Origin of the sequence: Bacillus sp. TH13, assembly GCF_016651175.1 — a bacterium.
Taxonomy (GTDB): domain Bacteria; phylum Bacillota; class Bacilli; order Bacillales; family Bacillaceae_G; genus Bacillus_A; species Bacillus_A thuringiensis_S.
Genome location: NZ_JAEKEJ010000025.1, coordinates 2,361,371 through 2,367,500 on the forward strand (window position 1 = coordinate 2,361,371; position 6,130 = coordinate 2,367,500).

The window sequence follows — 6,130 nt, forward strand, 5'->3', positions numbered from 1 at the left end:
CTTCTATTATATATAAAGCTTGATGGGCGGAATGATGTAATTCCGTTTGCCCTAAAAAACATCCATTTCTATATAGAAATGGATGTTTTTTTATGTTTTTTAGAAAAGGAAATGAATTTCTGTAGAATTTTGTCGCTTTCTCTCTTGACCATATAGATACTTCATTGTTAGAATCTAGGAAGATAATATAAAACGATCCTTCATATATCCTCAATGATATGGTTTGAGAGTCTCTACCGGGTTACCGTAAACAACCTGACTATGAAGGCAGTGTGTCTTATATTTATAAAGAGCGGAGACTATCTTTCTTTATAAAGCCAGACCCCTGCCTTTTCTTTGTTATGAGACTAGAGGCGGAGGACTGGCTTTTTTTATTATATTAGTAATGCTTTTCGCCAAATTGGTGAAAATATTTATATACGAGAACTAACGTTGGGGTGATTATTTTGAAGAAGCAACACGATACAATTATCGTTTTAGATTTTGGAAGTCAATACAATCAGTTAATAGCACGTCGAATTCGTGAGTTCGGTGTATACAGTGAACTTCATCCACATACAATTACTGCAGAAGAAATTAAAGCAATGAATCCAAAAGGGATTATTTTCTCTGGTGGACCAAATAGCGTATACGGTGAAGGTGCATTACATTGTGATGAAAAAATCTTCGAACTAGGTTTACCGATCTTCGGTATCTGTTACGGTATGCAGCTTATGACACAACACTTCGGTGGTAAAGTAGAGCGTGCCAACCACCGTGAGTACGGAAAAGCTGTTCTTAAAGTAGAGAACGAATCAAAATTATATGCGAACCTTCCAGAAGAGCAAGTTGTATGGATGAGCCATGGCGACTTAGTAACTGGTTTACCTGAAGGATTCGTAGTAGACGCAACAAGTGAGTCTTGCCCAATTGCTGGTATGAGCAATGAAGCGAAAAACTTATACGGTGTACAATTCCACCCAGAAGTACGTCACTCTGAGCACGGTAACGATTTAATTAAAAACTTCGTATTCGGCGTATGTGGTTGTTCTGAAGGATGGAACATGGAGAACTTTATCGAAGTAGAATTAGAAAAGATTCGTGAAACTGTTGGAGACAAAAAAGTACTATGTGCACTTAGTGGCGGCGTAGACTCTTCTGTTGTAGCAGTATTAATTCATAAAGCAATCGGTGATCAGTTAACATGTATTTTCGTTGACCACGGCTTACTTCGTAAAGGTGAAGCAGAAGGCGTTATGAAAACATTTAGCGAAGGCTTCCATATGAACGTTATTAAAGTGGATGCACAAGAACGTTTCATGAACAAGTTAAAAGGTGTAGAAGATCCAGAACAAAAACGTAAAATCATCGGTAACGAATTCATTTACGTATTTGATGATGAAGCATCTAAATTAAAAGGTATGGACTTCCTAGCACAAGGTACACTTTACACAGACATCGTTGAAAGTGGTACAGCAACTGCACAAACAATTAAATCTCACCATAACGTTGGTGGACTTCCAGAAGACATGCAGTTCAAATTAATTGAGCCTTTAAATACGTTATTTAAAGATGAAGTACGTGTATTAGGATCTGAACTAGGAATTCCTGATGAAATCGTATGGCGTCAACCATTCCCAGGTCCTGGTCTTGGTATTCGTGTATTAGGTGAAATCACAGAAGAGAAATTAGAAATCGTTCGTGAATCTGATGCGATTTTACGTGAAGAAATTATTAAAGCGGGCTTAGACCGTGAAATTTGGCAATACTTCACTGCGCTTCCTGGCATGCGTAGCGTAGGTGTTATGGGTGACGAGCGTACTTACGATTACACAGTAGGTATCCGTGCAGTAACATCTATCGACGGTATGACAGCTGACTGGGCACGTATCCCTTGGGACGTACTAGAGAAAATCTCTGTACGTATCGTAAACGAAGTAAAACACGTTAACCGTATCGTGTATGATGTAACGAGTAAGCCACCAGCAACTATTGAGTGGGAATAGTATTGTAATAAAAAAGATCCATCTATCATTCGTGAATAGATGGATCTTTTTGTTTTCGCCATTAATACGAACGAAATTATAAAAGTTTATAAAAATGTTCGTTTTTAAATTGACAAAAGTGCCTATGCGAGTTAATATGAGTATGTAATTCAAACGAAAAGTGAATATTATGCCGTCGTATAATATCGGGGATATGGCCCGAAAGTTTCTACCTAGCTACCGTAAATGGCTTGACTACGAGGCGTTTGTATAAAGATGAGGGGAAACTTGTCTTTGTTTATAGAACGCTTCCATGTATATATGCAATGGAAGCCTTTTTTATTTCTCGGGATAAAAGAGGGCTAGGAGAAATACGGCGAGTAATCATATAACGGGGGAAACGTAAGATGAAACGCTATTTTCAGTTTGATGAGCTCGGTACGAATTATAAGACTGAGTTCATAGCAGGGTTAACGACATTTCTATCTATGGCTTACGTACTGTTTGTCAATCCTGCTACGCTGTCGCTTGGAAATATTAAAGGGTTACCAGCAGGTACAGGGATGGATCCAGGTGCAGTATTCGTTGCTACGGCATTAGCGGCAGCGATTGGTTCGTTAATTATGGGTATTTTTGCGAAGTATCCAATTGCTTTAGCGCCAGGTATGGGAATTAACGCGTTCTTTGCTTATACAGCAGTGTTAACGATGGGTATTCCTTGGCAAACAGCAATTGCTGGAACATTAATGTCAGGTATTATCTTTATTATTCTTACAGCTTCAGGTATTCGTGAAAAAATTATTAATGCAATTCCATCAGAGTTAAAGTTTGCAGTAGCGGCAGGTATTGGATTATTCATTGCTTTCCTTGGATTCCAAAATGCCGGGATTATTGTGAAAAATGATGCTGTTCTTGTTGGGTTGGGGGACTTAACAAAGGGCACAACGTTACTAGCAATCTTCGGGGTTGTTACGACAATCATCTTCATGATTAAGAAAGTTAATGGTGCAGTATTTTACGGTATGATTCTTACAGCGATCTTAGGAGTGGCAACAGGATTAATTGATACTCCGAAAGCTGTAGTGGGAGCAATACCGAGTCTAGAACCAACGTTCGGTGCTGCGTTAACGCACTTCGGAGATATTTTCACTGTTCAAATGGGAATTGTTATTATAACGTTCTTCTTTATCGATTTCTTTGATACAGCAGGTACGCTTGTAGCGGTTGCAAATCAAGCAGGATTAATGAAGAACAATAAATTACCACGTGCAGGAAAAGCGTTATTTGCAGATGCGATTGCGACTGTAATTGGTGCGATCTTAGGTACATCAACAACAACGTCTTACATTGAATCGTCTGCAGGGGTAGCAGCAGGAGGACGTTCTGGATTTACAGCAGTTGTAACAGCAGGATTCTTCTTACTGGCATTATTCTTCTCGCCATTACTAAGTGTTGTAACGCCAGCTGTAACGGCACCAGCTTTAATTATTGTAGGAATCTTGATGGTTTCTTCCTTAGGGGAAATTGATTGGAAGAAATTCGAGATTGCAGTGCCAGCATTCTTTACAATTATCTCTATGCCACTTACGTATAGTATCGCAACTGGGATTGCGATTGGATTTATCTTCTATCCAATTACAATGGTTGTGAGTGGTCGTCGTAAAGAGGTTCATCCGATTATGTATGTTATGGGAGTTTTATTTGTACTATATTTCATCTACGTTCGTAAATAAAGTGAAACTTTAATCAGAGTGGGGGAAACCCCACCCTGATTATTAGTTGAACCAATCGGGCTTTTACGGGCAGTTGATCTGCCGCGTAACATCGTTGATTTGGGCAGTTTTTTGAAGTGGGAGTCTTACTGTCCGTTAATGCGGGATAAAAGGGGTTTTTTAAAAGGTCTAGACTTAAGGGGAGTCTAGACCTTTTTTGCGTCTTCAGAAAATCTTAAGGATTTCCGAGCGTTTTTCTTCAGAAGTTTTCCTATAATAGAAGTTAGGGATTAAAAAAGTGATGGGGGAGATATTGTGGCACACGAAACAATACTTGTCGTAGATGATGAAAAAGAAATTCGAAATTTAATTACAATCTATTTAAAGAATGAAGGATATAAAGTATTGCAAGCAGGAGACGGGGAAGAAGGATTACGTTTACTAGAAGAAAATGAAGTACATCTAGTCGTATTAGATATTATGATGCCGAAAGTGGATGGTATTCATATGTGTATGAAAGTAAGGGAAGCGAAAGAGATGCCTATTATTATGCTTTCTGCCAAAACGCAAGATATGGATAAGATTTTAGGATTAACAACAGGAGCAGATGATTACGTAACGAAGCCCTTTAATCCATTAGAGTTAATTGCACGAATTAAATCTCAGTTACGCCGTTATATGAAAATGAATGGTTTCGCTGTCCAAAATGAGGACGAGTTAGAAATTGGGGAGATGAAAATCAACATCTCGACCCATAAAGTTATTGTAGAGGGAGAAGAAGTGAAACTAACTCCGAGGGAATTTTCAATTTTAGAATTGCTAACTAGAAATCCAGGTATGGTGTTTAGTGCGGAGCAAATTTATGAAAAGGTGTGGAACGAACGATCTTTCCAGTCTGATAATACTGTAATGGTGCATATTCGAAAAGTGCGTGAAAAGATTGAGGAGAATCCAAGGAAACCTAGATATATAAAAACGGTATGGGGAGTGGGGTATAAGATTGAAAAAGATATTTAATCCGTTTACTTATGTTCGGAAAATTCGAGAATTAATTGGAAAGATAATAAAGAGCGTGAAACGGAGTATAAGGATTCAACTTATTACGGCGTTTACTGCTTGTGCGTTATTAGGTCTCTTTGTATCAACGAAGATAGTAGCACCTATTTTTGAAGATGCTAGCCAGCATGCTGAGATTAATTACAGAGATGGTATGGAGCAAATTAATCGTAAAGCTCAAAGTACAGCGGAAATGATGGTTGTTGAAAATAAATTAGATGCTGTACAAAACATGATAGAGCTAGAAAATGAGAATTTAGAGCAAGGGCATGATGCCTTTAAAATATTAGTTACTGACGAAAATGGTAAAGTTTTGTATAAAACGAAGCAAGCGCAAGAAGAACAAATTAATTTGCATAATACAATTCGTAATGCGACTTCATTTGCTATCAATTATTCAAATAATAATGATATTGAAAGATCAAGAAAAGAGTTCATTACATTCTCGCCTATTACAATTGAAGGTAAGAACTTATATATGTTTGTAAGCGGGATTCCTCAAGGGGAGGTAGTGTACTATAAAGTAGAAGGACCATTCCCGTTTTTAATGGGTGTTCTTGTATTCATTTTCTCTTTCTTCTATATAACAAAGAGAAAGATGAAGCAGATTGAAGCAATGGCACAAGGTGTAAAGGAAATAGAAAGAGGTAACTTAGCGTACCGCATTGAGAAAAAAGGTGAAGATGAGATTGCGTCTTTAACTGAGAATATTAATAATATGGCGGAAGAGCTTATGAATAATATAGAAAAGGAACGTAAATTAGAAAAGCAGAAAAATGAGCTTATCACAAATGTATCTCATGATTTGCGTACACCACTTACTTCTATTATGGGTTACTTACGATTACTTCGAGATTCTAAATATGAAAATAAAGAACAACATGATGAGTATACAAGAATTGCTTTTGTAAAGTCGGAGCAGTTAAAGAATTTAATAGAAGATTTATTTGAGTATACGAAGTTAACAAATGAACAAGTTGTATTAGAAAAACAAGAAGTATGTGTAAATGAGTTGCTTGAGCAATTAATAGAAGAGCTAGTACCGCAGGCGGAAGAACATGGACTTACGTTTGTTAAGAAGTTTCCTGAGGAACGTGCTTATGCATCGATTGATTCGGAAAAGATGGTTCGTGTATTTGATAATTTACTAATGAATGCGATTAAGTACAGTAAAGATGATGGAGAGATAAAAGTTTCTCTTCAAAGGCAGCGTAGGGATATACAAATTGTAATTGCGAATCATAGTGAAGAGTTTACGAGAGATGAGTTAGCGAATTTGTTTGAACGTTTCTATAAGAAGGATCAATCTCGAAGTAGAGTAACGGAAGGGTCGGGACTTGGTTTAGCGATTGCGAAAAGTATTGTTGAGTTACAAGGTGGTAGTATTCGAGCGGAATA

4 protein-coding genes and 2 riboswitches (1 of these 6 only partly in view) are annotated in these 6,130 nt (G+C 37.5%); all 4 genes read left to right on the forward strand.

All coding sequences use genetic code 11. The annotated features are described in order from the left end of the window. Nucleotides 1-180 precede the first annotated feature (180 nt). Nucleotides 181-282, forward strand: a riboswitch (purine riboswitch). 164 nt (nt 283-446) lie between these two features. Continuing rightward, on the forward strand, nt 447-1,985 hold the full coding sequence (gene guaA, locus JFU02_RS20740; protein ID WP_140337709.1) for a glutamine-hydrolyzing GMP synthase: 1,539 nt from the start codon (nt 447-449) through the stop codon (nt 1,983-1,985). A gap of 155 nt (nt 1,986-2,140) precedes the next feature. Next, nucleotides 2,141-2,242: riboswitch (purine riboswitch) on the forward strand. Between the two features lie 129 nt (nt 2,243-2,371). After that, entirely contained in the window at nt 2,372-3,697 is a 1,326-nt protein-coding gene (locus tag JFU02_RS20745; RefSeq protein WP_000833074.1) for an NCS2 family permease, read from the forward strand. Nucleotides 3,698-3,991: 294 nt separating this feature from the next. Next, complete coding sequence (locus tag JFU02_RS20750; RefSeq protein ID WP_000929886.1) at nt 3,992-4,693, forward strand: response regulator transcription factor; 702 nt, start codon at nt 3,992-3,994, stop codon at nt 4,691-4,693. Continuing rightward, nucleotides 4,677-6,130, forward strand: the 5' portion of a protein-coding gene (locus tag JFU02_RS20755; RefSeq protein ID WP_086406023.1) for a sensor histidine kinase. Its footprint extends 52 nt past the window's final position; 1,454 of the gene's 1,506 nt are visible here — the first part of the coding sequence; its start codon is at nt 4,677-4,679; the stop codon falls past the right edge of the window. The genes JFU02_RS20750 and JFU02_RS20755 overlap by 17 nt, the downstream gene beginning before the upstream one ends.